Genomic DNA, 24,334 nt, shown 5'->3' with positions numbered 1-24,334 from the left:
ATCCTCTACGAATTAACCTGGTTATACCGCGGATGCACCACCGACGATTTCGGTGAGTTCCTGAGTAATGCTGGCCTGACGAGCTTTGTTGTATACCAACTGCAGCTCTTTAATCAGGCTGCCGCCATTGTCGGTCGCGGCTTTCATCGCCACCATACGTGCGGCCTGCTCGCTGGCCAGGTTTTCTACCACGCCCTGATAAACCTGAGACTCGACATAACGACGCAGCAGGGTATCCAGCAGCGCTTTCGGGTCTGGCTCATACAGGTAATCCCAGGATTTACGCTTCAATTCATCATCATCTGATGCCGGCAGAGGCAGCAGTTGGGTGATGGTTGGCGTCTGAGACATGGTGTTAATAAATTTGTTGCTGACAACGTACAGTCTGTCCAGGCGACCTTCATCGTAGGCCTGCAGCATCACTTTAACCGGACCGATCAGTTCGGACAGGGAAGGGTTATCCCCCATACCGGTTACCTGAGCAATCACATTACCGCCAACGGAGTTAAAGAAAGACACGCCCTTAGAGCCGATCATTGCGATATCGCACTGAACGCCTTTATCGGACCATGTTTTCATATCCGCCAGCAGCTTTTTGAACAGGTTAATGTTCAAGCCACCGCACAGACCACGGTCGGTCGACACCACCAGGTAGCCCACGCGTTTAACGTCGCGTTCTTCCAGGTAAGGGTGCTTATATTCCAGATTACCATTCGCAAGGTGACCAATCACTTTGCGCATGGTCTCTGCATAAGGACGGCTGGCCGCCATGCGATCCTGCGATTTACGCATTTTGGAAGCGGCGACCATCTCCATCGCTTTAGTGATCTTCTGCGTGTTCTGGACGCTTGCGATCTTACTACGTATCTCTTTTGCGCCGGCCATGAGCTTCTCCTCAATGCCTTGCGGTCCACCCTAAAGCAGACCGCCAGACGTTACCAGGACTGGGTTGCCTTGAAGGAATCGAGGATAGCTTTCAGCTTGCCTTCGATTTCATCGTTATAGCCACCGGACTGGTTGATCTCTTGCATCAGCGGAGCGTGGTCACGGTCAACGTAAGCCAGCAGAGCGGCTTCGAAGCTACCGATTTTCGCCAGTTCCACATCTTCGAGGTAACCGCGTTCAGCCGCGAACAGCACCACACCCTGCTGTGCAACAGACATTGGCGCATACTGTTTCTGCTTCAGCAGTTCAGTTACTTTCTGACCGTGGCTCAGCTGCTTACGAGTAGCTTCATCCAGGTCGGAAGCGAACTGAGAAAACGCTGCCAGTTCACGATACTGCGCCAGTGCGGTACGAATACCACCGGACAGTTTCTTGATGATCTTGGTCTGCGCTGCACCACCAACACGAGATACGGAGATACCCGGGTTAACTGCCGGACGAATACCGGAGTTAAATAGGTTGGTTTCCAGGAAGATCTGACCATCGGTAATAGAAATTACGTTGGTCGGAACGAACGCAGAAACGTCACCCGCCTGGGTTTCGATAATCGGCAGAGCGGTCAGGGAGCCAGTTTTACCTTTAACTTCACCATTGGTGAACTTCTCAACGTATTCCGCGTTTACGCGGGATGCGCGTTCCAGCAGACGGGAGTGGAGGTAAAATACGTCGCCCGGGAATGCTTCACGTCCTGGTGGACGACGCAGCAGCAGGGAAACCTGACGGTAAGCAACAGCCTGTTTAGACAGGTCATCGTAAACGATCAGTGCATCTTCACCGCGGTCACGGAAGTATTCGCCCATTGCGCAACCGGCATATGGCGCCAGGTATTGCAGTGCAGCAGATTCAGACGCGGTCGCCACAACAACGATGGTGTTGGACAGTGCGCCGTGTTCTTCCAGTTTACGAACCACGTTAGAAATGGTGGACGCTTTCTGGCCGATAGCCACGTACACACATTTGATGCCGGAATCACGCTGGTTGATGATGGCATCGATTGCCATCGCGGTTTTACCTGTCTGACGGTCACCGATGATCAGCTCACGCTGGCCACGACCGATTGGGATCATGGCATCAACAGATTTATAACCGGTCTGTACTGGTTGGTCGACGGACTGACGTTCGATTACGCCTGGTGCGATAACTTCGATTGGCGAGAAGCCATCGTTATCAACCGGACCTTTACCGTCAATCGGGGAACCCAGAGTGTTCACCACACGACCCAGCAGGCCACGGCCAACCGGAACTTCCAGAATACGACCCGTACACTTAACCTTCATGCCTTCGGCGAGGTCAGCGTATGGACCCATCACAACTGCACCTACGGAGTCGCGCTCCAGGTTCAGTGCGATAGCGTAACGGTTACCCGGCAGGGAAATCATCTCACCCTGCATACAATCGGCCAAGCCGTGAATGCGGATAACACCGTCACTTACAGAAACAATAGTACCTTCGTTGTGAGCTTCGCTCACAACATTGAACTGAGCAATGCGCTGCTTGATCAGTTCGCTGATTTCGGTGGAATTCAGTTGCATGCTCCAGTCCCCTTAAGACTGCAAGACGTCTGCAAGGCGTTCAAGACGGCCGCGTACGCTGCCATCAATGACCATATCACCCGCTCGGATGATTACGCCTGCCATTACAGACTTATCGATTTTGCAATTCAGCTTAACTTTGCGTGACAGACGTTTTTCCATCGCTGCGCTAATCTTCTTAAGCTGTTCATCACTCAGTGCATTGGCAGAAGTAACTTCTACCTCAGAGATAGCCTCACTGGCTGCACGCAGGTGAATAAACTGCTCAAGAACATCCGGGAGCGCATTCAGACGGTTATTTTCAGCCATTACCCGAATCAGGTTTTGGCCGCTTTCGTCCAGTTGCTCACCGCATACGGCGATAAACGACTCAGCGAGCGTTTCCGGCGCCAGCGCGCCAGAGAGAAGCTCTGCCATTTGTTCGTTTTTTGTCACCTCAGCGGCAAACATCAGCATATCCTGCCAACGGTCAACGCTTTGGTGCTCAACGGCAAAGTCAAAAGCTGCTTTGGCGTAGGGGCGAGCTACCGTAACAAATTCAGACATCAGCCCCTCCCTCCTTACAGTTCAGCGACAAGTTTGTCCACGATGTCGCTATTAGCAGCTTCATCCACGGAACGTTCGATGATCTTCTCGGCGCCAGCAACAGCCAGGATAGCAACTTGCTTACGCAGCTCTTCGCGAGCACGTTTACGCTCGGCTTCAATTTCCGCCTGCGCCTGTGCCACGATTTTAGTACGTTCCTGCTCTGCTTCAGTTTTAGCTTCGTCCAGGATCTGAGCACGGCGTTTGTTCGCCTGCTCGATGATTACCTGAGCTTCCGCCTTCGCTTTTTTCAGCTGGTCGGTCGCGCTGGCCTTTGCAAGGTCAAGATCCTTATGTGCTCGTTCTGCAGAAGCAAGGCCGTCAGCAATTTCTTTTTGACGTTTTTCGATGGCAGCCATTAAAGGCGGCCATACGTACTTCATGCAGAACAGAACGAACAGGACAAACGCGATGGCCTGGCCGAGGATTGTTGCGTTAAGATTCACAGCACAATGCCTCTATCTAGTTAACGTTCTGATATTGCTCTTAATTCAAGCAACGCTTACTACGCGACAGCAAACATCACGTACAGACCCAGACCTACAGCGATCATTGGGATTGCATCCACCAGACCCATAACGATAAAGAACTGAGTACGCAGCAGAGGAATCAGATCCGGTTGACGCGCTGCGCCTTCCAGGAATTTACCCCCGAGGATGCCGATACCGATCGCAGCACCGATTGCCGCCAGACCCATCATCACAGCGGCAGCAATGTACAGCAGATCCATATTCAGGTTTTCCATGACAGTCTCCAGTTTGTTTCAGTTAAAACGTAGTAGTGTTGGTAAATTAATGCTCTTCAGATGCCATCGACAGATAGACAATCGTCAGAACCATAAATATGAAGGCTTGCAGCGTGATAATCAGTATGTGGAAAATGGCCCACGGCACATTCAGGATCCACTGTGACCACCACGGCAACAGACCAGCAATCAGAATGAAAATCAGCTCACCAGCGTACATGTTACCGAACAGTCGCAGACCAAGTGAGATTGGTTTGGACAGCAGGCTTACCCCTTCAAGGATTAAGTTGACAGGGATGAACGCCCAGTGATTGAACGGCTGCAGTGTCAACTCTTTCGCGAAGCCACCGATGCCTTTCATTTTGATGCTGTAGAACAGAATGAGGATAAATACGCCCAGCGCCATCGACAGGGTGATGTTCACGTCAGCAGACGGAACCACACGCAGAGCCGGTAGGCCAAAGATATGCTCACCGATGTACGGCAGCAGGTCGATAGGCAGCAAATCCATCAAGTTCATCAGGAATACCCAGACGAAAATCGTCAGGGCCAGCGGAGCAATCAGCTTGCTTTTGCCATGGTACATGTCTTTCACGCTACCATGCACAAAGCCGATTACCAGCTCAATCGCAGTCTGAAATTTACCTGGTACGCCGCTGGTCGCCTTTTTGGCTACGCTACGGAACATAAGCAGGAACAACAGACCCAGAACCACCGAGAAGAAAATGGAGTCAATATTGAGCGTCCAGAAGGTGGCTGGGGGGTTGTGCGGATCCACCAGCGAGAATGTACGTAGGTCCAACTGAAGGTTATTCAGATGGTGTCCTATGTAATCCTGCGGCGTCATATTTTCTGAAGCCATGATGCCTTTACCCTTTGTTGTTAATTACAGCCGGCGCCAGTATCTGAACCACCAGCACCAAAACCCACGTAACGATCAGCGGCATGAATACCGCTTTCAAAACAGCCAACGCCACCACCAACAACACCAGCATAGCTAATACCTTGAAGGCTTCGCCGAAAGCGAACGTCCAGGCTACTCGGCCTTTAGCTGGTGTATGTGCCTGGTGACGCCAGGCAAATATCATAAACAACACATTAGGCAGTAACACTGCCAATCCACCGCACAATGCGGAGATGCCCCAGAAAGGGTCTTTGAGGCTAAATAGCAGTCCACTTGCTATTACCGCCAGAAACTGTGTGAGCAAAAGCTTACGAGCAACGTTTCGACTCAAGAGCGACATAGACATCACGTTTTTACTCCTGCTCCCTTCGAGGTATGCCGCGTGTCGTATAAAACGTTCTTTATGGCTTAGAGTCAAGCATCAAAAAGCGGTCAAATTATACGGTGCGCCTTCTCGATTTCAAACAATAAGTAGCTAAAAAGTGAATAAATGTTTAAATATTTTTCGCTACGCCACATTTATCACTTTTATGCAAACTGTGAACGATCATGCAAAACTGCAAAAGCCGCGTAAACACTGGCTGCAAAGCGTGCACCAGATCACATATTAAGCATATTCGCCCCAGCACTATTTATTTACTTGGCAAATGATGCCATTTCAACTTTTTGATATTTAAGCCTAAAATTCGTTACTGTTTTAAAAATAGCGAATAACAACAAAAAAACCACCCATTGACATTTATAATAAAAAATTAACACGAGCGGTGATTCTTTGATTCTATTTTTAGCAGGCTGATATTTTCACAGCTGACTTGTTTCACTTTTAACAAAAAACGGTACGTTATAGTTATGATGCAAAACCGTAAGGCATTAGTGAAATGTAACGACATTTAACCACACTATTCCTTATGACTTTTAACACCCAAAGAACCGTTTTTTTTCTATTTTTTTTGATAAAAATTAAATTTTGTTTGGCTTAATAACCACCAGATGACGTTCACCATCCAGTTGCGGAACGCGTAATTTTTCGACCGACTCGACGCTGAATTCTGCAGGCAACGAGGCAATTTCATCTTCAGGCAACTGCCCTTTTAGCGCATAAAAACGCCCTTCCTGACCAGGCAAATGATGGCACCAGCTCACCATATCATTGAGTGACGCGAAAGCACGGCTAATCACCCCATCAAACGGCGGCTCTGAAGGGAATTCTTCAACGCGACTTTGCACTGGAGTGATGTTAGTAAGCGCAAGCTCATGCTGCACCTGGCGCAAGAAACGAACGCGTTTTCCCAGGCTATCCAGCAGTGTGAAATGCGCTTCAGGACGTACGATGGAGAGAGGGATTCCCGGTAGGCCCGGACCAGTGCCGACATCGATAAAACGCTCGCCCTTCAGGTACGGCGCGACGACAATGCTGTCCAGAATATGGCGCACCAGCATTTCGTTGGGATCACGCACCGACGTCAGGTTGTACGCTTTGTTCCATTTATGCAGCATATCGACATACGCAATCAGCTGATTTTTCTGGTGATCGGTAAGAGAAATACCGGCATCTGCCAGCAGACGAGAGAGTTTGTTGAGCACGGTCGTTACCTGTAAATAATCTATTGCCCGACGCGCTGTCGCTTATCGGGCCGACAAATTTGTAGGGCGGGCAAACGAAGCACTCCCGCCAAAAAGTGATATCAAGCGCTGCGACGCAGCATACCTTGTTTTTTCAGCCATACCAGCAGAATGGAGATGGCGGCAGGTGTTACGCCGGAAATACGCGATGCCTGGCCGATCGATACCGGTTTGTGATCGTTCAGTTTGGCAATGACCTCATTCGACAAGCCGGAGACCTGACGATAATCCAGCGTTGCAGGCAACAAGGTGTTCTCATTACGCTGTTGTCTCTCGATCTCTTCCTGCTGACGGGCGATATATCCTTCGTATTTCACCTGAATTTCAACCTGTTCCGCGGCCTGAGCATCATCAAGCGCAGGTGCAAACGCAGATAAAGAGGTCAACTGAGCATAGGTCATATCCGGGCGACGCAGCAGATCTTCACCGCTCGCTTCACGTGACAGAGGTGTCGCCAGGTGAGCATTCACTTCTGCAGCGGACTCCGCTAACGGATTCACCCAGGTTGATTTGAGACGCTGGCGTTCTTGTTCAATACGCTCCAGCTTCTCGTTGAAGCGAGCCCAACGCTCATCGTCCACCAGTCCCAGCTCACGACCAATTTCGGTCAGACGCAGGTCGGCGTTATCTTCGCGCAGCATCAAACGGTATTCCGCGCGTGAGGTGAACATGCGGTACGGTTCTTTGGTGCCCAGCGTACACAGATCGTCCACCAGCACACCAAGATAAGCCTGATCGCGGCGCGGCGCCCAGCCGTCTTTGTCAGCAGATAAGCGTGCGGCGTTCAGACCAGCCAGCATCCCTTGCGCGGCAGCTTCTTCATAACCGGTCGTACCGTTGATCTGACCAGCAAAGAACAGACCCTGGATGAATTTGCTTTCCAGAGTAGGTTTCAGGTCGCGCGGATCGAAGAAATCGTACTCAATCGCGTAGCCAGGACGGACGATTCTGGCATTTTCCATCCCCTGCATGGAACGGACAATTTGCATCTGCACATCGAACGGCAGGCTGGTGGAGATGCCATTCGGGTAAATTTCGTTAGACGTCAGTCCTTCCGGTTCGAGGAAGATCTGATGCTGGTTACGATCGGCAAAGCGCATCACTTTGTCTTCGATCGACGGGCAATAGCGTGGGCCGATACCTTCGATCACGCCTGCGTACATCGGGCTACGATCGAGGTTATTACGGATCACATCATGGGTTTTTTCATTGGTATGCGTGATGTAACACGGCATCTGGCGCGGATGTTGAGAAGCATCGCCCAGGAATGAGAAGACCGGCATCGGGTTATCGCTGTTTTGCTGGCCGAGCACGCTGAAATCAATCGTGCGCGCATCGATTCGCGGCGGTGTACCGGTTTTCAGGCGACTGACACGCAGCGGCAGTTCACGCAGACGACGTGACAGCGGAATAGACGGCGGATCGCCAGCGCGGCCACCGCTGTAGTTGTCCAGACCAATATGAATTTTGCCGTCGAGGAAAGTCCCCACGGTTAACACGACCGCTTTGGCACGGAACTTCAGTCCCATTTGGGTCACTGCGCCCACGACACGATCGTTTTCAACAATCAGATCTTCAACCGCTTGTTGGAAGATCATCAGGTTGGGTTGATTCTCCAGTGCGGTACGTACCGCCTGTCGATAGAGCACACGATCGGCTTGAGCGCGAGTAGCACGAACGGCAGGCCCTTTGCTGGCGTTTAGTATCCTAAACTGGATACCCGCATGGTCGATCGCTTTTGCCATCAACCCACCAAGCGCATCCACTTCTTTTACCAGGTGTCCCTTCCCAATACCGCCGATCGCCGGGTTGCAGCTCATCTGTCCCAGAGTGTCGATATTGTGTGTCAAAAGCAGAGTCTGTTGACCCATTCGCGCCGCGGCCATTGCGGCCTCGGTGCCTGCATGACCCCCGCCAATGATGATGACGTCAAAAGGATCCTGATAAAACATGGTGATTGCCTCGCATAACGCGGTGTGAAAATGGATTGAAGCCCGGGCCGTGGATTCTACTCAACTTTAGTCGATGGAGAAAGACCTGGGATCCTGGGTATTAAAAAGAAGATCTTTTTATTTAGAGATCTGTTTTATTGTGATCTCTTATTAGGATCGCACCTTTCTGTGGATAAGGTCGATCCTTTAAGTAAGATCAACAGGTTGCTGAGGATCATTAGCTGTGAATGATCGGTGATCCTGGTCCGTATAAGCTGGGATCAGAATGAAGGGTTATACACAACTCAAAAACTGAACAACGGTTGTTCTTGGGATAACTACCGGTTGATCCAAGCTTTTAACCAGAGTTATCCACATAAAAAAGTACGATCTTTACAAATCTCTGAGCAACGGATGCCACGATCCCAGCCAAATTTCAGCCGGATCTTCCGGTATTTCATGTTCCAGTACGTTGATCCTGAGCGTTTCGCCGATCTGTTTTGCCCCACAGGCTTTCAATTCGGCTTCCAGCTTGTCGATTGCGCCGCAAAAGGTGTCATATTCACGACTGCCGATCCCGATTGCACCAAAGTGCACTTGTGACAGGTTCGGTTTCTGCTCGCGTAAGGCATCATATAAAGGCTGCAGGTTGTCAGGAATGTCTCCTGCTCCGTGTGTGGAGCTGATAATCAGCCAGATCCCGTCAGTCGGAACCTCTTCAAGCATTGGCCCATGCAGTATTTCGCTGGAAAAACCGGCGTCGTCCAGCTTTTCAGCCAGATGCTCTGCTACATATTCCGCACTGCCAAGCGTACTACCGCTGATAAGAGTGATGTCTGCCATGATCGCCCACCTTTATAAAGAGGGCGTATTGTACGCTGTGTGCGAGCTGGGATCTACCTGTGGAAAAATAGGGGATTAAAAAAACCGATCATGGCTTGATGGTACGCATAATCGGGTTCTGCAAGACGATCAGGGTTTCAGTGGACTGAATTTCGTCAATTGTTTGGATCTTGTTGATAAGTACCTGCTGCAACGCGTCGATCGATTTGCACATTACCTTAATAAAGATGCTGTAGTGCCCGGTGGTGTAATACGCTTCGGTCACTTCATCGAGGCTTTCCAGTCTTGCAAGTGCTGACGGATAGTCTTTCGCACTTTTCAGAATGATGCCGATAAAGCAGCCGACGTCGTAACCCAATTGTTTGGGACTAACATCAATCCGCGCGCCGGTAATGATCCCGGCCTGCTTCATCTTTTCTACGCGAACGTGAATTGTTCCTGGGCTGACGCCGAACTGTTTGGCTAATTCTGCGTAGGCAGTACGGGCATTTTCCATCAGGGCATCAAGAATGCCGCGGTCCAGATTGTCGATCTGATAATTTTCCATAGGTTTTTCTTATGTAGATTAATGATTCCCTCTATTTTAGTCGTTAATTTTAACGAATCAAAATCGAAGTCGGCTTTTTGTTTGTTGATTATTGAATATTACCTCCATTCTGTTGCTTAATCATAGGCAACAGGACACAGGAGTACACATAATGAAAACCGCTTACATTGCCAAACAACGTCAAATTAGCTTCGTAAAATCTCATTTTTCTCGCCAGCTGGAAGAGCGTTTAGGTCTGATCGAAGTTCAGGCTCCGATCCTCAGCCGCGTTGGAGATGGCACGCAGGATAACTTGTCGGGCTGTGAAAAAGCGGTGCAGGTGAAGGTTAAAGCATTGCCAGACGCTCAATTCGAAGTGGTTCATTCACTGGCTAAGTGGAAGCGTCAAACGTTAGGACAACACGACTTTAGCGCAGGCGAGGGGCTGTACACGCACATGAAAGCCCTGCGTCCCGATGAAGATCGCCTCTCCCCGCTGCACTCAGTGTACGTTGACCAGTGGGACTGGGAGCGCGTGATGGGCGACGGTGAGCGTCAATTCTCCACTCTGAAAAGCACGGTAGAGGCTATCTGGGCGGGAATTAAGGCCACCGAAGCTGCGGTTAGCAAAGAGTTTGGTCTGGCACCGTTCCTGCCAGAGCAGATCCACTTTGTTCATAGCCAGGAGCTGCTATCTCGTTATCCGGATCTTGACGCAAAAGGTCGTGAACGTGCGATCGCTAAAGAGCTGGGCGCGGTATTCCTGGTAGGGATCGGCGGTAAACTCAGTGACGGTCACCGTCATGATGTACGTGCGCCGGATTATGATGACTGGAGTTCAGCGTCTGAGCTGGGTCATGCCGGTCTGAACGGTGATATTCTGGTCTGGAACCCGGTTCTGGAAGATGCGTTTGAGCTGTCTTCTATGGGGATCCGTGTGGATGCTGACGCTCTGAAACACCAGCTGTCTTTGACCGGTGATGAAGATCGCCTGAGTCTGGAATGGCACCAGGCGCTGCTGCGTGGTGAAATGCCGCAGACGATTGGTGGGGGGATTGGGCAGTCGCGTCTGACCATGCTGTTGCTGCAATTACCGCACATTGGCCAGGTTCAGTGTGGCGTATGGCCGGCCCAGGTACGTGAAAGCGTCGCTTCTCTGCTATAACAATTAACGCCGCCAGCGTCTGAGCAGGCGGCTTCGCATCCCGGTATCAAAGCGCCAGATATGATCGAAAATGCGCATGATGCCGGGTTTGCCATGTGCTGACATCGCTACCGCATGAAAACGGTGCTGGTGTACCCGCTGTAATTCCCCCACTTTGCTGACGACTTCATCGGGCAATCGCTGAGCGATAAAATCTGAGATAACCACTGCATCGGCATCAAACCATTCCCGACCCTGCATGCGTTCAATAATGGCGCGAAAACAGCTGGCAATATCAGTGCCGCCACGAAAGCGCTGACTTAAAAAGCGGATCGCCTGTTCGATGCCCTCTGGGCCGGAAAGCTCATAGCGCACCACTTCTGTTGAAAACAGCATAATGAAACAGCGCCGGTTATCGGCAAGGGCGACGCGCATTAGCGCCAGGCAAAAGGCTTTCGCACACTGCTCATTAAATCCGCCCATCGATCCTGACGTATCAACGCAGACGATAAAAGGTCCGCGCGGCTGCTCATCAAAATCCTGATGCACCACCGGACGTTCTGTTACCTTCTCACGCCATGCTTCGCCGTGCAGGCGGTAGGTCAGCAGTTGCTTTTCCACCAGCCGTCGGTAGAACTCGTATTCCAGTTCGGTAATGCCCAACGTGGCCAATTCTGGCGGTAGCAGGCGCAGGATATCGTCACTTTGCTGGATGCCATCCACCTGCTCCGGGACGGTTGCCGGTTCGCGCACCAGGGTACGGAAGGTTTCCATTGGCGCATCTTTACGCGGCACGGATTTCGCCTCTCTGGAACGACCTAACTGCTCGGCCAGGCGCTGGAGTTCGGGTTGTTGCGTCAGAAATTCGCCGTATTTCACCATCAACTGATAATCACCGCGCTTGATTTGGCCCGCGCTCATATCCCACAACCGGCCTGCAGCGTTATCATTTTCCGCCAGAATGGGTTCCAGTTGTCCGCTAAGGGTCATCCGTTCCTGTACTTCACTGAGCAAATGCTCGCGCTCTTCTTCCAGCAGTTGCTGATTCAGCGTTGTGGTTTGCACCACCAGGCTCAGGCGCCAGCGCTGGAGAAAAAGCGTATGCAGGGCGGGCGTAAAGGTGCTGTTGTCATTGACCAGTTGCTGCGCTTGCCCAGCCCAGGGCGAATGGAGTCGGTGCAATAGCGATAATATTTGCGGTAGTTGAACGATAAACTGCGCATGAGAGAGGAGCTGGCTTTGTTGATAACAAATGACCTCTTCTGCCAACTCTGGCGGCACATGGGTATCTTTGAGGCGGCTACGCAAAGATTCGCGCCAGCGGGGAATATCGTCAGTGATCGCTTTTTTAAGGCGAGGAAATTTTTTAAAAAATACCACCATCTTTGGGGAAGCCAACAGGGCGACGATCATCTCTTCGATCATCGCCTCTTCGCTGACTGCCAGCATTATGTTGAGTGTATCAAGGGTCAGCATTGTTGCGCCTGGCGGATTTGCGCCCCGACATCCTGCAGGCTGGCCTCAATGCGGCCTAACCAGTCGCTATGAATAAACAGGCATTTTTGCTGTTCGCTGAATGCGCTGTGCTGCTGATGCCACTCGTTATCGAGCGCTTCAAGCTCCTGTTTTATCTCTGCGGGCATACTCTCTTGCGAAGCCCCCGGCATCGCCAGGCGAGAACCCTGTAAACTGACATCGCGCACAACCAGATGCTGTGCACTATCGACTTCCATATTCAGCGTTTGGGCAAAGCCGATCCCGTTTAATTTTCCGCGGATTTCACCGCCTTTTGTTAGCCACAGTTCCAGCGCACTGCGTTCGAAAGCAATATGGATAACTTCCATATCATGCAGCTTTAATGGCTTTTGTAGCAGTAATGTCACGACTGAGGACGTAGCTTCCGGTGGTAAATCATAATGAGGACGACGACTGAACATGCCACCCTGACGGATTACCGTGAACGCCGTTTTGTCGCTTTGTTGCTGCTGGAGTTGAATGCGGCGCTGCACAATACTGCCCAGGCGCGTCAGCATGGCTTGCTGCTGCCAGGCGTGTCCGGTCATCAATATTTCAAGCTGCTGTTGCATCAGATTCAGGCTTTGCGCGTCGTACCACAGACAATCTTTCAGCAGGATCAGGTCGATAGGTACTACCGCATCACGTCCGCTAAAGAAAGCGCTGGCCTGGAGTAAGCGGATCGCTTTTTTCCAGCGACGATCGGACACGTAGGGGGCATTCGGTAGCGTGTCCAACTGCTGGCGTAGGGTGAAAATAAGCTCAAACACGCGATCGGGAAGCTTGATGGCGCCAATGTCTTTTTGCCACTGGTGATACTCTTCATCCGTCACCTGCAATGATGCGGGGACCGGGTTGTCGCTTTCATCCTGCTGACTTAGCAGCATGGAGCGGAAATTGGCCTTGTCCTGAACTTTATCCAGCCACAGACGAATCAGCATACGGTCGTACAGCGCTTCCAGGCTGCTGTCGGCTTCAGGCAGTTCGTTGGAAGCGGCCACCAGCAGACGCATCGGAATTTTTTCTTCATACGCGCCGTTGCGAAAGTGACGTTCGTTAATGGCGGTCAGCAGGGTGTTAAGAATTGCCGGGCCTGCTTTCCAGATTTCATCGAGAAAAACGATTTCAGCTTCAGGAAGATAGCCCGCCGTTAAGCGTTCATAGCGACCTTCGTCTTTAAGGGCCTGAATGGACAGCGGGCCGAAAACTTCTTCCGGCGTAGAGAAGCGCGTCATCAGGTATTCAAAAGCGCGTGCATTTTGGAAGGCAAACTTCAGTCGGCGGGCAATTAAGCTCTTTGCGATCCCCGGGGGCCCTAATAAGAAAACGCTCTCGCCGCTGAGTGCTGCCAGCAGACACAGACGAATGGCGTGGCTACGTTCAAAAAGTCCCTTTTCCAGCGCATTGCTCAGACGGGAAATTCTTTCCGCTAATAAATGTGGGTGAGCCATAATGAAGTGGCGTCCTTTCGCCAAATGTACTGCATAAACTGCGAGTATAGATGCTTCACACCATTGCAGTAATAGACTGAAGGTGCGCTTATTTTTCTTTGAGCCAGATTAATCTGGTCTCATTTAGGGGTACGATTTTGTGATTAATCGTGCATACTGTGCGCCTTTTTGTGGGCCAAGGGACGACGCACACATTTCTTATATATACACCAAATCAATCAAGCTGCACCAAGGCGGCAATGGAGTTTTCTCCTGGGATGGGGGGAATAACGAATGCAGCCCACACGGAGTGGCTTGAAAGATGATGTGTATAAACGAAAGACGAGTCTATGAGCACTGATAATAAACAATCATTGTCTGCGATTACCCTTGCAGCCATTGGGGTTGTCTACGGTGATATTGGTACCAGCCCACTTTATACGCTTCGTGAATGTTTGTCCGGCCAGTTTGGTTTTGGCGTTGAACGTGATGCCGTATTTGGTTTTCTCTCGCTGATTTTCTGGCTGCTGATCTTTGTTGTCTCCATTAAATACCTGACGTTTGTCATGCGCGCAGATAACGCCGGAGAAGGCGGGATCCTGACGCTGATGTCATTGGCCGGGCGCAATACCTCGGCACGAACAACCTCCATGCTGGTCATTATGGGATTGATAGGCGGCAGCTTCTTCTATGGTGAAGTGGTGATTACGCCAGCTATTTCTGTGATGTCTGCGATTGAAGGTCTGGAGATTATTGCCCCGCAACTGGATACCTGGATTGTTCCGCTCTCGATAATCGTACTGACCCTGCTGTTTTTGATTCAAAAACACGGTACCGGCATGGTCGGTAAGCTGTTTGCGCCGATTATGCTGCTGTGGTTCCTGACGCTGGCGGTTTTAGGCGTACGCAGTATTATTGGCAATCCGGAAGTACTGCAGGCGCTAAATCCGTATTGGGCTGTGCATTTCTTCCTCGAATTCAAAACGTTGTCTTTTATTGCGCTGGGTGCGGTGGTGTTGTCGATTACCGGTGTTGAAGCGCTGTATGCGGATATGGGCCACTTCGGTAAGTTGCCGATTCGCCTGGCATGGTTCTCTGTGGTGTTGCCTTCACTGGTACTGAACTATTTTGGTCAGGGGGCGCTACTGTTAAAGCATCCTGAAGCGATCAAAAACCCGTTCTTCCTGTTGGCGCCAGACTGGGCGTTGATCCCGCTACTGATCCTCGCTGCGCTGGCGACGGTAATCGCTTCGCAGGCGGTTATCTCCGGTGTGTTCTCGCTGACGCGTCAGGCCGTGCGTTTGGGATATTTATCGCCAATGCGCATTATCCATACCTCGGAAATGGAGTCGGGCCAGATCTACATTCCTTTCGTTAACTGGATGCTCTATTTTGCGGTGGTTATCGTGATTGTGAGTTTTGAACACTCCAGTAATCTGGCCGCGGCGTACGGGATTGCGGTAACGGGGACGATGGTGCTGACCTCTATTTTGTCGACCACCGTGGCGCGCAAAAACTGGCACTGGAATAAATACTTCGTCTTCCTGATCCTGGTGGCATTCTTGTGCGTCGATGTTCCGCTGTTCTCCGCGAACCTCGATAAACTGATTTCCGGCGGTTGGCTGCCTCTGACGCTGGGTCTGGTGATGTTCACCATCATGACCACCTGGAAAAGTGAACGCTTCCGTCTGCTGCGTCGTATGCATGAGCACGGTAACTCTCTGGAGGCGATGATTGCTTCTCTGGAGAAATCACCACCGGTACGCGTGCCGGGAACGGCTGTATATATGTCCCGCGCACTGAACGTCATCCCGTTTGCGCTTCTGCATAACCTCAAACATAACAAGGTGCTGCATGAGCGCGTTATTCTGCTGACGCTGCGCACGGAAGATGCGCCCTATGTTCACAACGTGCGTAGGGTGCAGATTGAGCAGTTATCGCCCACCTTCTGGCGCGTAGTTGCCAGCTACGGTTGGCGTGAAACGCCGAACGTGGAGGAAGTGTTCCATCGCTGCGGTCTGGAAGGCTTAAGCTGCCGGATGATGGAAACCTCCTTCTTCATGTCGCACGAGTCGCTGATTGTCGGCAAACGACCATGGTACTTGCGTCTGCGCGGTAAGCTGTATCTGCTGTTACAGCGCAATGCGCTGCGTGCGCCGGACCAGTTTGAAATCCCACCGAACCGGGTTATTGAGCTCGGTACTCAGGTCGAGATTTAATCTCATCGACGCCCTCTTTTATCGCGAAAGGGGGCGTTTTGTTTTGCCCCTCCCAGTTTTCATTTCATCTAATGATAATCCTTGCGAAACGTTTCGATGGCGATCACATTTTCGTAACGTCGCGGTGGTTTTCTGTCCACTCTTCGCACTACACTTATCTCCAGCGAAACGTTTCGCTAGTGGGGAAAGAAAATGAAGAAAGGCACGGTACTCAACTCTGAAATTTCATCGGTGATCTCCCGTCTGGGGCATACCGATACGCTGGTGGTGTGTGATGCAGGTTTACCCATCCCGAACAGCACAACGCGTATCGATATGGCATTAACCCAGGGCGTACCTTCTTTTATGCAGGTACTGGATGTGGTCACACGTGAAATGCAGGTCGAGGCGGCCATTCTCGCGTCGGAAATTAAACAACATAATCCGCAACTCCACGAAACGTTGCTCAGCCACATTGAGCAACTGCAACAACACCAGGGAAACACCATAGAAATTCGTTACACCACGCATGAACAATTCAAAAAACAAACCGCAGACAGTCAGGCGGTAATTCGCAGCGGAGAGTGTTCTCCGTATGCGAATATTATTCTCTGTGCTGGCGTCACGTTCTGAGGCCATCATGAACGCATTACTGCAACTCAAAGGGATCGATAAAGCGTTCCCGGGCGTAAAAGCGCTATCCGGCGCCGCGCTGAATGTCTACCCAGGCCGCGTAATGGCGCTGGTGGGCGAAAACGGTGCGGGTAAATCCACCATGATGAAGGTGCTGACCGGAATCTACACCCGTGATGCCGGTTCCTTATTGTGGCTGGGGAAAGAGACCACCTTTAACGGCCCGAAATCCTCCCAGGAAGCCGGAATCGGTATCATCCACCAGGAGCTGAACCTGATCCCGCAACTCACTATCGCTGAAAACATTTTTCTCGGTCGTGAGTTTGTGAATCGCTTTGGCAAAATTGACTGGAAGAAGATGTACGCCGAAGCCGATCTGCTGCTCGCCAAACTCAATCTGCGCTTTAAAAGCGACAGGCTGGTCGGTGAGTTGTCGATTGGCGATCAGCAGATGGTCGAAATTGCTAAAGTGCTGAGCTTTGAATCGAAGGTCATCATTATGGATGAACCGACGGATGCCCTCACCGATACTGAAACCGAATCCCTGTTCCGCGTCATTCGCGAACTGAAATCCCAGGGACGCGGCATTGTCTATATTTCTCACCGCATGAAAGAGATCTTCGAGATTTGCGATGACGTAACAGTCTTCCGCGACGGGCAGTTTATTGCCGAGCGTGAAGTCGCATCGCTTACCGAAGACTCGCTGATTGAAATGATGGTGGGACGTAAGCTGGAAGATCAGTACCCGCGTCTGGAAAAAGCGCCGGGTGATATTCGCCTGAAGGTCGATAATCTGTGCGGTCCTGGCGTAAACGATGTGTCATTCACGCTGCGTAAAGGCGAGATCCTTGGCGTATCGGGGCTGATGGGGGCCGGACGTACCGAGCTGATGAAAGTGTTGTACGGCGCATTGCCACGCACCAGCGGCTACGTCACGCTTGATGGCCATGAAGTTGTCACCCGTTCGCCGCAGGATGGACTGGCTAACGGCATCGTCTATATTTCTGAAGACCGTAAACGCGATGGTTTAGTGCTCGGCATGTCGGTGAAAGAGAACATGTCACTGACCGCGCTGCGCTATTTCAGCCGTGCAGGCGGAAGCCTTAAACATAAAGATGAGCAGCAGGCGGTAGGGGATTTTATTCGCCTGTTCAATGTTAAAACGCCATCGATGGAACAGGCTATCGGCCTGCTCTCCGGCGGTAACCAGCAGAAAGTGGCGATTGCGCGCGGTCTGATGACCCGGCCAAAAGTGCTGATCCTTGATGAACCAACGCGCGGCGTTGACGTTGGGGCCAAGAAAGAAATCTATCAGCTTATCAACCAGTTTAAGGCCGATGGGCTGAGTATCATTCTGGTCTCTTCTGAGATGCCAGAAGTATTGGGCATGAGCGATCGAATTATCGTTATGCATGAAGGGCATCTCGGCGGTGAATTCACTCGCGAGCAGGCCACTCAGGAAGTATTAATGGCTGCCGCTGTGGGCAAGCTTAATCGCGTGAATCAGGAGTAAAAAAGATGACTACCCAGGCTGTTTCTGGTCGCCGTTATTTCACTAAAGCATGGCTTCTGGAGCAAAAGTCGCTCATCGCTCTGTTAGTGCTGATCGCGATTGTTTCCACCATGAGCCCTAACTTTTTTACCGTTAATAACCTGTTCAACATTCTTCAGCAAACGTCGGTGAACGCCATCATGGCGGTTGGCATGACGCTGGTTATCCTGACGTCGGGTATCGATCTGTCCGTCGGTTCCTTGCTGGCGCTGACCGGTGCGGTTGCGGCTTCGATTGTAGGGATTGAAGTCAATGCGCTGGTGGCTGTTGCTGCGGCCCTGGCGCTCGGCGCTGCCATTGGCGCGGTAACCGGGGTGATTGTCGCGAAAGGTCGCGTGCAGGCGTTTATCGCGACTCTGGTTATGATGCTGCTGCTGCGCGGTGTGACCATGGTCTACACCAACGGCAGTCCGGTAAACACCGGGTTTACTGACAATGCCGATCTGTTTGGCTGGTTCGGGATTGGTCGTCCGTTAGGCGTCCCTACGCCGGTGTGGATCATGGGGATTGTCTTCCTCGCGGCGTGGTACATGCTGCACCACACGCGTCTGGGGCGTTATATCTATGCGCTGGGCGGTAACGAAGCGGCAACGCGTCTGTCCGGTATCAGCGTCAGTAAAATCAAAATTATCGTTTACTCACTGTGCGGTCTGCTGGCATCGCTGGCGGGCATCATTGAAGTTGCGCGCCTCTCCTCTGCGCAACCGACGGCAGGTACTGGCTATGAGTTGGATGCTATCGCTGCGGTGGTATTAGGCGGAACTAGCCTGGCGGGTGGTAAAGGACGAATTGTTGGGACGCTGATCGGCGCATTGATTCTTGGTTTCCTCAATAATGGGTTGAATTTGTTAGGTGTATCCTCCTATTACCAGATGATCGTCAAAGCGGTGGTGATTTTGCTGGCGGTACTGGTAGACAACAAAAAGCAGTAACAACGATTACAGGACATCTTAAATATGAACATGAAAAAACTGGCTACCCTGGTTTCTGCTGTTGCGCTAAGCGCCACCGTGAGTGCGAATGCGATGGCGAAAGATACCATTGCGCTGGTGGTCTCCACCCTCAATAACCCGTTCTTTGTTTCTCTGAAGGATGGGGCGCAAAAAGAGGCGGATAAGCTGGGTTACAACCTGGTGATTCTGGACTCGCAGAACAACCCGGCGAAAGAGCTGGCTAACGTTCAGGACTTAACGGTTCGTGGAACTAAAATTCTGCTGATCAACCCAACCGACTCTGATGCCGTTGGTAATGCTGTGAAGATGGCTAACCAGGCAAAAATTCCGGTTATTACCCTTGACCGTGTTGCCTCCAAAGGCGAAGTGGTAAGCCACATTGCGTCTGATAACGTGTTGGGCGGCAAAATTGCGGGTGATTACATCGCGAAGAAAGCAGGTGAAGGCGCGAAAGTTATCGAACTGCAGGGGATTGCCGGTACTTCTGCGGCGCGTGAGCGTGGCGAAGGTTTCCAGCAGGCCGTTGCGGCACACAAATTTAACGTCCTGGCCAGCCAGCCGGCAGACTTCGACCGCACTAAAGGTCTGAACGTTATGCAGAACCTGCTGACCGCGCATCCTGATGTGCAGGCCGTATTTGCTCAGAACGATGAAATGGCGCTGGGTGCGCTGCGCGCACTGCAAACCGCGGGTAAATCTGATGTGATGGTGGTTGGATTTGACGGCACTCCAGATGGCGAAAAAGCAGTAAATGATGGCAAACTGGCTGCGACCATTGCTCAGTTGCCGGATCAGATCGGCGCGAAAGGCGTTGAGACTGCGGATAAAGTCCTGAAAGGCGAGAAGGTTCAGGCTAAATATCCGGTTGACCTGAAGCTGGTCATCAAGCAGTAATACCGATTCAGGTCGCTCGCGGCCTGATGGAGACATAAATACGCCATCCCCGTATCTGGTTTTGGGGATGAAAGCGTAAAAAGAAAAGCAGGGCACGCGCCACCCTAACCCGGTGGCGCACTTTGACTTGGAACACCAAATATGAAAACCGCAGGCAACCTCGTTGTTCTTGGCAGTATCAATGCCGATCACATCCTTAACCTTAACTCTTTCCCGACACCTGGTGAAACCGTAACCGGTAGTCATTATCAGGTCGCATTTGGCGGTAAAGGCGCGAATCAGGCTGTTGCTGCGGGTCGTAGTGGCGCGAATATCGCATTCATTGCCTGTACGGGCGATGATGATATTGGCGAAAGTGTGCGTAAACAGTTAGCCAAAGACAACATTGATATTGCGCCGATTAGCGTAATTTCGGGGGAATCGACCGGTGTTGCGTTGATTTTTGTGAATGGTGAAGGTGAGAACGTTATCGGCATTCATGCTGGAGCTAACGCAGCTCTTTCGCCAGCGCTGGTGGAAGCACAGCATGAGCGTATTGCGCAGGCGTCCGCTTTACTGATGCAGCTAGAGTCGCCGATCGAAAGCGTTCTGGCTGCGGCAAAGATTGCACATCAAAATAAGACCATGGTCGCCCTAAATCCGGCTCCGGCACGTGAACTTTCTGACGAGCTGTTGGCGCTGGTAGATATTATTACCCCGAATGAAACCGAGGCTGAAAAGCTGACGGGGATCCGGGTTGAAAATGATGAAGACGCGGCCAAAGCGGCGCAGGCATTGCATGCTAAAGGAATCCATACTGTACTGATTACCTTAGGGAGTCGCGGTGTGTGGGCCAGCGTGAATGGCGAAGGTCAGCGAGTACCCGGTTTTAAAGTGGAAGCCGTTGATACTATTGCCGCCGGAGACACCTTTAATGGCGCGTTAATTACAGCGTTACTGGAAGAGACTCCACTGCCTGAAGCGATCCGTTTTGCGCATGCCGCTGCGGCGATTGCGGTTACCCGTAAAGGCGCACAGCCTTCCGTTCCGTGGCGCGAAGAAATAGAAGCGTTTTTAAGTCAACAGAGGTAACGCTTGGCTACAATGAAGGACGTCGCCCGCCTGGCGGGTGTTTCCACGTCGACGGTTTCTCACGTCATTAATAAAGATCGCTTTGTCAGTGAGTCTGTCACTGACAAAGTAGAAGCTGCGATTAAAGCGCTTAACTACGCTCCCTCCGCGCTGGCGCGTAGCCTCAAGTTAAACCAGACCCGCACGATTGGCATGTTAATCACTGCCAGTACCAATCCCTTCTATTCTGAGCTGGTGCGCGGCGTTGAACGTAGCTGTTTTGAGCGCGGCTACAGCCTGGTGCTGTGCAATACCGAAGGCGATGAACAGCGCATGAACCGTAATCTGGAAACGCTAATGCAAAAACGCGTGGATGGTTTGCTGCTGCTCTGCACGGAAACACATCAGCCTTCCAGAGAGATAATGCAGCGTTATCCTTCTATACCGACAGTGATGATGGACTGGTCGCCCTTTGATGGTGAAAGCGATCTGATTCAGGATAACTCCCTGCTGGGCGGGGATTTAGCCACGCAGCATCTTATCGAAAAAGGTTTTACGCGCATTGCTTGCATCACCGGGCCGCTGGATAAAACCCCGGCGCGTTTGCGTCTGGAAGGATATCGAGCGGCAATGAAGCGGGCGGGCTTGCCTGTCCCGGAAGGCTACGAGATTACCGGTGACTTTGAGTTTGGTGGCGGCTTTGAAGCTATGCAAACGTTGCTGTCGCATAAACAGCGACCGCAGGCCGTTTTTACCGGCAATGATGCAATGGCTGTTGGCGCGTATCAGGCTCTGTACCAGTCGGGATTGCGCATTCCGCAGGATATGGCGGTGGTGGGTTATGATGATATCGAGCTGGCGCGCTATATGACGCCTCCGCTGACGACCATACATCAACCAAAAGATGAATTGGGCGAACTGGCCATCGATGTATTAATCCATCGGATGGCCCAGCCCGCATTACAACAACAGCGTTTGCAGCTTACTCCTGTTTTGATGGAGCGGGGGTCGGTTTAGGCTTGTGCCGATCTTTGATCAGGTTACGTCCATCTTTGGCTTTTAGCAGCATGAACATCAGCGCGGATATTACCGTGATCGCGCCCATCGTCATAAAGGTGTAGTGGAACTGCTCGACCGTATTGGTTCCTTCCATACCTTCATAGATACGCAGAACGGCGGCGCTGATGGCAACCCCTAAACTGATTGATAACTGCTGAGTAACGGCCAATACGCTGTTGCCGCTGCTGGCGTTTTCATCGGTCAGATCCGCCAGAGTGATAGTATTCATTGAGGTAAACTGGGTGGACATCGCCATACCTAAAATGAACAGCGGCAGGATCAGCATCCAGACCGGCATGGCAGGAGATTGCAAAGCGAACTGCGCAATCATCAGGCCGATAAAAACCGTAACACCCACCAATGTGGTCCTGTAGCCGAGTTTGCGCAGAACCTGCGTCACCATGGATTTTGCCAGAATTGAACCCAACGCCGTTGGCGCCATCATACAACCGGCTATCAGAGCCGGATATCCAAAGCCTACCTGCAACATCAGCGGCATTAAGAAGGGCACGCAGCCTGTGCCCAGGCGAGTGGCGAGGTTGCCGGCGATCCCAACAGAAAAGGTTCGAGTCTTAAATATTGGAAGAGATATAAGTGGCGTTGGGTGACGACGAGCATGGCGAATATAGGCGAGTAGTAACAACACACTGGCAAGAATAATACCGAGTGCGACCCAGGTAGCGACAAGCTTCTCACCGAACAATTCAACGCCGCTGGAAAACAACACCAGGCTCAAACCAAACAGAAAGAAACCGGTCATATCAAAACCGCGGCGTGGGGTGGTGAAGTTCGGCATATATTTGCGAGCATAGAAGATACCGGCAATGCCAATTGGAATATTAATCAGGAAGATCCAGTGCCAACTGGCCCATGTAACCAGTACACCGCCCAATACCGGACCTAAAATCGGCCCCACAAGTCCAGGCATGGTGACGAAGTTAAGCACGGGAAGCAGTTCACTGCGAGGGTAGGCACGCAATAACGCCAGACGGGCAACGGGCATCATCATGGCGCCACCGATCCCCTGAATGACACGGAAAATCACCAGCTCGCTTAGGGAGCTGGACAGCGCACAGGCCAGCGATCCCAACGTAAACAGGCTAACAGCAATCATAAAGACGCGTCGGGTACCAAATCGGTCTGCCAACCAACCACTTACCGGGATCAGCATCGCGACCGTCAGGGTATAGCTGATTATGGCCGACTGCATGGCGAGCGGAGAGCGGTTAAGACTATGTGCTATTGCGGGTAGGGCGGTATTGAGGATAGTGGCGTCTAGTGCCTGCATAAAAAAGGCCATGGCTGCTATCCACGGTAGCCCGGCCATACTGCGTGATTTCTTTTCTGACATATTATTTATCCGGTAGCACGTTCGGTGCTATCAGCAATGCCTGACAAGCAGCAAAGGCGCGATCGCCATCGTTATCATCTATTGCATCGACAATGGCCTGGTGCAAATCCAGTTTCACCACATCGTTATAGGTAATAGAGGTAAAGTAGGTCTGGTAAACCGAATGGAACAGAGATGCAAAGGAAATAAGGAACGGATTCGCACTCATTTCATAGATGTGTTCATGCCAGGCGATATCAACCTCAATCCAGCGTTCGCGTCTGAAGTTTCTTTTCAGCTCGACCATCTCTTCCATCAGCGTGTTGAGGTGCGCTTTCTGTTCAGCCGTACCAATAGTCGCCGCCAGTAAACACGCCTGAGGCTCCAGGCTGATACGCATCACCAGAAAATGTTTAATGACCTGCGGGAAATTATCTTCCGTCATCCACCAGGTGAGCAGCTCCTGGTCGAGGAAGTTCCAGTTTGCTTGCGGCATGACGCGTGTGCCGATACGTGGGCGTGGTAATACCATACCTTTTGCCGTTAACGTTTTTACCGCCTCTCTTACCGCGGTGCGACTCACACCAAACTGATCGCCCAGCTCTATTTCGCCAGGCAATATAGCGCCCGGCGCGTATTCACCTTTTAATATTCGCTGAGCCAGCTTTTCGGCCAGAACGTAGGACAAGTTTTTCTGTGCGGCTAGCTGTTGGGCATTTAACGGCATGAATGTTCTTCCTTACTCTTTTTCTTATTCATTAGTATGCCACCTGGAAGTGTGATTGCGGCTGCAAAAACGGCAATTTGCTTATTTTATGGCATGTTAATGGTTGTTTTGGTGAAAAAACACGCACTCAGAAAGTTATTTTAAATTTCCCCTTGTCAGCCTGAAATAACTCCCTATAATGCGCCTCCACTGACACGGAACAACGGATTACAAGC

Annotated in this window: 23 protein-coding genes; 8 read left to right on the top strand and 15 right to left on the bottom strand. The window is 51.5% G+C overall.

Annotated features, from left to right (window positions below; translation table 11 throughout):
* Positions 1–21: 21 nt before the first annotated feature.
* The 11 genes from atpG to asnC all read right to left on the bottom strand — a co-directional run bounded on the left by atpG (position 22) and on the right by asnC (position 9,655).
* Entirely contained in the window at positions 22–885 is an 864-nt protein-coding gene (atpG, locus tag OGV74_RS01325; RefSeq protein ID WP_003023804.1) for a F0F1 ATP synthase subunit gamma, read from the bottom strand.
* Between the two features lie 50 nt (positions 886–935).
* Entirely contained in the window at positions 936–2,477 is a 1,542-nt protein-coding gene (atpA, locus tag OGV74_RS01320; RefSeq protein ID WP_003023802.1) for a F0F1 ATP synthase subunit alpha, read from the bottom strand.
* 12 nt (positions 2,478–2,489) lie between these two features.
* On the bottom strand, positions 2,490–3,023 hold the full coding sequence (atpH, locus tag OGV74_RS01315) for a F0F1 ATP synthase subunit delta (RefSeq protein WP_003023799.1): 534 nt from the start codon (positions 3,021–3,023) through the stop codon (positions 2,490–2,492).
* A gap of 14 nt (positions 3,024–3,037) precedes the next feature.
* Complete coding sequence (gene atpF, locus OGV74_RS01310) at positions 3,038–3,508, bottom strand: F0F1 ATP synthase subunit B (RefSeq protein WP_003023796.1); 471 nt, start codon at positions 3,506–3,508, stop codon at positions 3,038–3,040.
* A 59-nt stretch (positions 3,509–3,567) separates the two neighbouring features.
* Positions 3,568–3,807 carry a F0F1 ATP synthase subunit C gene (atpE, locus tag OGV74_RS01305; protein ID WP_003023794.1) on the bottom strand — a complete coding sequence of 80 codons (240 nt, stop codon included), beginning with the start codon at positions 3,805–3,807 and terminating at the stop codon, positions 3,568–3,570.
* A 46-nt stretch (positions 3,808–3,853) separates the two neighbouring features.
* On the bottom strand, positions 3,854–4,669 hold the full coding sequence (atpB, locus tag OGV74_RS01300) for a F0F1 ATP synthase subunit A (protein WP_003023792.1): 816 nt from the start codon (positions 4,667–4,669) through the stop codon (positions 3,854–3,856).
* A 7-nt stretch (positions 4,670–4,676) separates the two neighbouring features.
* Complete coding sequence (atpI, locus tag OGV74_RS01295) at positions 4,677–5,057, bottom strand: F0F1 ATP synthase subunit I (protein ID WP_003023790.1); 381 nt, start codon at positions 5,055–5,057, stop codon at positions 4,677–4,679.
* Between the two features lie 614 nt (positions 5,058–5,671).
* Entirely contained in the window at positions 5,672–6,295 is a 624-nt protein-coding gene (gene rsmG / locus OGV74_RS01290; RefSeq protein WP_003023788.1) for a 16S rRNA (guanine(527)-N(7))-methyltransferase RsmG, read from the bottom strand.
* Between the two features lie 101 nt (positions 6,296–6,396).
* A complete protein-coding gene (gene mnmG / locus OGV74_RS01285) occupies positions 6,397–8,286 on the bottom strand; it encodes a tRNA uridine-5-carboxymethylaminomethyl(34) synthesis enzyme MnmG (protein WP_003023784.1) in 1,890 nt (629 codons plus the stop codon).
* A gap of 372 nt (positions 8,287–8,658) precedes the next feature.
* Positions 8,659–9,108 carry an FMN-binding protein MioC gene (mioC, locus tag OGV74_RS01280; protein WP_003023782.1) on the bottom strand — a complete coding sequence of 150 codons (450 nt, stop codon included), beginning with the start codon at positions 9,106–9,108 and terminating at the stop codon, positions 8,659–8,661.
* Positions 9,109–9,196: 88 nt separating this feature from the next.
* On the bottom strand, positions 9,197–9,655 hold the full coding sequence (asnC, locus tag OGV74_RS01275) for a transcriptional regulator AsnC (RefSeq protein WP_003023780.1): 459 nt from the start codon (positions 9,653–9,655) through the stop codon (positions 9,197–9,199).
* 151 nt (positions 9,656–9,806) lie between these two features.
* On the opposite strand from asnC, the gene asnA reads away from it, so the two are divergent.
* Positions 9,807–10,799: an aspartate--ammonia ligase gene (gene asnA, locus OGV74_RS01270; protein WP_003827009.1), complete on the top strand. Its 993-nt coding sequence runs from the start codon at positions 9,807–9,809 to the stop codon at positions 10,797–10,799.
* 3 nt (positions 10,800–10,802) lie between these two features.
* Here asnA and viaA read toward each other — a convergent pair whose 3' ends face one another.
* Both viaA and ravA read right to left on the bottom strand, forming a co-directional pair.
* Positions 10,803–12,254: an ATPase RavA stimulator ViaA gene (gene viaA, locus OGV74_RS01265; RefSeq protein WP_086504704.1), complete on the bottom strand. Its 1,452-nt coding sequence runs from the start codon at positions 12,252–12,254 to the stop codon at positions 10,803–10,805.
* Entirely contained in the window at positions 12,248–13,744 is a 1,497-nt protein-coding gene (ravA, locus tag OGV74_RS01260; RefSeq protein ID WP_048217015.1) for an ATPase RavA, read from the bottom strand. The genes viaA and ravA overlap by 7 nt, the downstream gene beginning before the upstream one ends.
* 329 nt (positions 13,745–14,073) lie before the next feature.
* Between ravA and kup the strand changes: the two genes are divergently transcribed.
* From kup to rbsR, 7 genes are all read left to right on the top strand, one after another.
* Positions 14,074–15,942 (top strand): low affinity potassium transporter Kup, encoded by a 1,869-nt coding sequence (gene kup / locus OGV74_RS01255; protein WP_003023768.1) that lies wholly within the window; start codon positions 14,074–14,076, stop codon positions 15,940–15,942.
* A gap of 192 nt (positions 15,943–16,134) precedes the next feature.
* A complete protein-coding gene (gene rbsD, locus OGV74_RS01250) occupies positions 16,135–16,554 on the top strand; it encodes a D-ribose pyranase (protein ID WP_003023766.1) in 420 nt (139 codons plus the stop codon).
* A gap of 7 nt (positions 16,555–16,561) precedes the next feature.
* Positions 16,562–18,067 carry a ribose ABC transporter ATP-binding protein RbsA gene (gene rbsA, locus OGV74_RS01245; RefSeq protein WP_003023764.1) on the top strand — a complete coding sequence of 502 codons (1,506 nt, stop codon included), beginning with the start codon at positions 16,562–16,564 and terminating at the stop codon, positions 18,065–18,067.
* Positions 18,068–18,072: 5 nt separating this feature from the next.
* A complete protein-coding gene (rbsC, locus tag OGV74_RS01240) occupies positions 18,073–19,038 on the top strand; it encodes a ribose ABC transporter permease (RefSeq protein ID WP_003023762.1) in 966 nt (321 codons plus the stop codon).
* Between the two features lie 24 nt (positions 19,039–19,062).
* The gene (gene rbsB, locus OGV74_RS01235; protein WP_003023760.1) at positions 19,063–19,953 is read left to right on the top strand and encodes a ribose ABC transporter substrate-binding protein RbsB; all 891 of its coding nucleotides are present in this window, start codon (positions 19,063–19,065) and stop codon (positions 19,951–19,953) included.
* Positions 19,954–20,094: 141 nt separating this feature from the next.
* Positions 20,095–21,024, top strand: a complete 930-nt coding sequence (gene rbsK / locus OGV74_RS01230; protein WP_003023758.1) for a ribokinase — start codon at positions 20,095–20,097, stop codon at positions 21,022–21,024.
* 3 nt (positions 21,025–21,027) lie between these two features.
* Entirely contained in the window at positions 21,028–22,020 is a 993-nt protein-coding gene (gene rbsR / locus OGV74_RS01225; RefSeq protein WP_003023757.1) for a ribose operon transcriptional repressor RbsR, read from the top strand.
* On the opposite strand, the gene mdtD is transcribed toward rbsR, so the two are convergent.
* Positions 21,986–23,413 carry a multidrug transporter subunit MdtD gene (gene mdtD / locus OGV74_RS01220; RefSeq protein ID WP_003840564.1) on the bottom strand — a complete coding sequence of 476 codons (1,428 nt, stop codon included), beginning with the start codon at positions 23,411–23,413 and terminating at the stop codon, positions 21,986–21,988. The genes rbsR and mdtD overlap by 35 nt on opposite strands.
* Position 23,414: 1 nt before the next feature.
* Positions 23,415–24,119 carry a FadR/GntR family transcriptional regulator gene (locus tag OGV74_RS01215; RefSeq protein WP_003023753.1) on the bottom strand — a complete coding sequence of 235 codons (705 nt, stop codon included), beginning with the start codon at positions 24,117–24,119 and terminating at the stop codon, positions 23,415–23,417.
* Between the last annotated feature and the right edge of the window lie 215 nt (positions 24,120–24,334).

Source organism: Citrobacter sp. Cf116, from assembly GCF_030336505.1.
Lineage (GTDB): Bacteria > Pseudomonadota > Gammaproteobacteria > Enterobacterales > Enterobacteriaceae > Citrobacter > Citrobacter freundii.
Note: the sequence above shows the minus strand (reverse complement) of the source record. Positions and strands in the feature narration are given on the sequence as shown.

Bases quoted from the DNA above. Each gene is read 5' to 3' on its own strand.
- atpG (WP_003023804.1), bottom strand. From the start codon at position 885: ATGGCCGGCGCAAAAGAGATACGTAGTAAGATCGCAAGCGTCCAGAAC.
- atpA (WP_003023802.1), bottom strand. From the start codon at position 2,477: ATGCAACTGAATTCCACCGAAATCAGCGAACTGATCAAGCAGCGCATT.
- atpH (WP_003023799.1), bottom strand. From the start codon at position 3,023: ATGTCTGAATTTGTTACGGTAGCTCGCCCCTACGCCAAAGCAGCTTTT.
- atpE (WP_003023794.1), bottom strand. From the start codon at position 3,807: ATGGAAAACCTGAATATGGATCTGCTGTACATTGCTGCCGCTGTGATG.
- atpB (WP_003023792.1), bottom strand. From the start codon at position 4,669: ATGGCTTCAGAAAATATGACGCCGCAGGATTACATAGGACACCATCTG.
- atpI (WP_003023790.1), bottom strand. From the start codon at position 5,057: ATGTCTATGTCGCTCTTGAGTCGAAACGTTGCTCGTAAGCTTTTGCTC.
- mnmG (WP_003023784.1), bottom strand. From the start codon at position 8,286: ATGTTTTATCAGGATCCTTTTGACGTCATCATCATTGGCGGGGGTCAT.
- mioC (WP_003023782.1), bottom strand. From the start codon at position 9,108: ATGGCAGACATCACTCTTATCAGCGGTAGTACGCTTGGCAGTGCGGAA.
- asnC (WP_003023780.1), bottom strand. From the start codon at position 9,655: ATGGAAAATTATCAGATCGACAATCTGGACCGCGGCATTCTTGATGCC.
- asnA (WP_003827009.1), top strand. From the start codon at position 9,807: ATGAAAACCGCTTACATTGCCAAACAACGTCAAATTAGCTTCGTAAAA.
- viaA (WP_086504704.1), bottom strand. From the start codon at position 12,254: ATGCTGACCCTTGATACACTCAACATAATGCTGGCAGTCAGCGAAGAG.
- ravA (WP_048217015.1), bottom strand. From the start codon at position 13,744: ATGGCTCACCCACATTTATTAGCGGAAAGAATTTCCCGTCTGAGCAAT.
- kup (WP_003023768.1), top strand. From the start codon at position 14,074: ATGAGCACTGATAATAAACAATCATTGTCTGCGATTACCCTTGCAGCC.
- rbsD (WP_003023766.1), top strand. From the start codon at position 16,135: ATGAAGAAAGGCACGGTACTCAACTCTGAAATTTCATCGGTGATCTCC.
- rbsA (WP_003023764.1), top strand. From the start codon at position 16,562: ATGAACGCATTACTGCAACTCAAAGGGATCGATAAAGCGTTCCCGGGC.
- rbsC (WP_003023762.1), top strand. From the start codon at position 18,073: ATGACTACCCAGGCTGTTTCTGGTCGCCGTTATTTCACTAAAGCATGG.
- rbsB (WP_003023760.1), top strand. From the start codon at position 19,063: ATGAACATGAAAAAACTGGCTACCCTGGTTTCTGCTGTTGCGCTAAGC.
- rbsK (WP_003023758.1), top strand. From the start codon at position 20,095: ATGAAAACCGCAGGCAACCTCGTTGTTCTTGGCAGTATCAATGCCGAT.
- mdtD (WP_003840564.1), bottom strand. From the start codon at position 23,413: ATGTCAGAAAAGAAATCACGCAGTATGGCCGGGCTACCGTGGATAGCA.
- OGV74_RS01215 (WP_003023753.1), bottom strand. From the start codon at position 24,119: ATGCCGTTAAATGCCCAACAGCTAGCCGCACAGAAAAACTTGTCCTAC.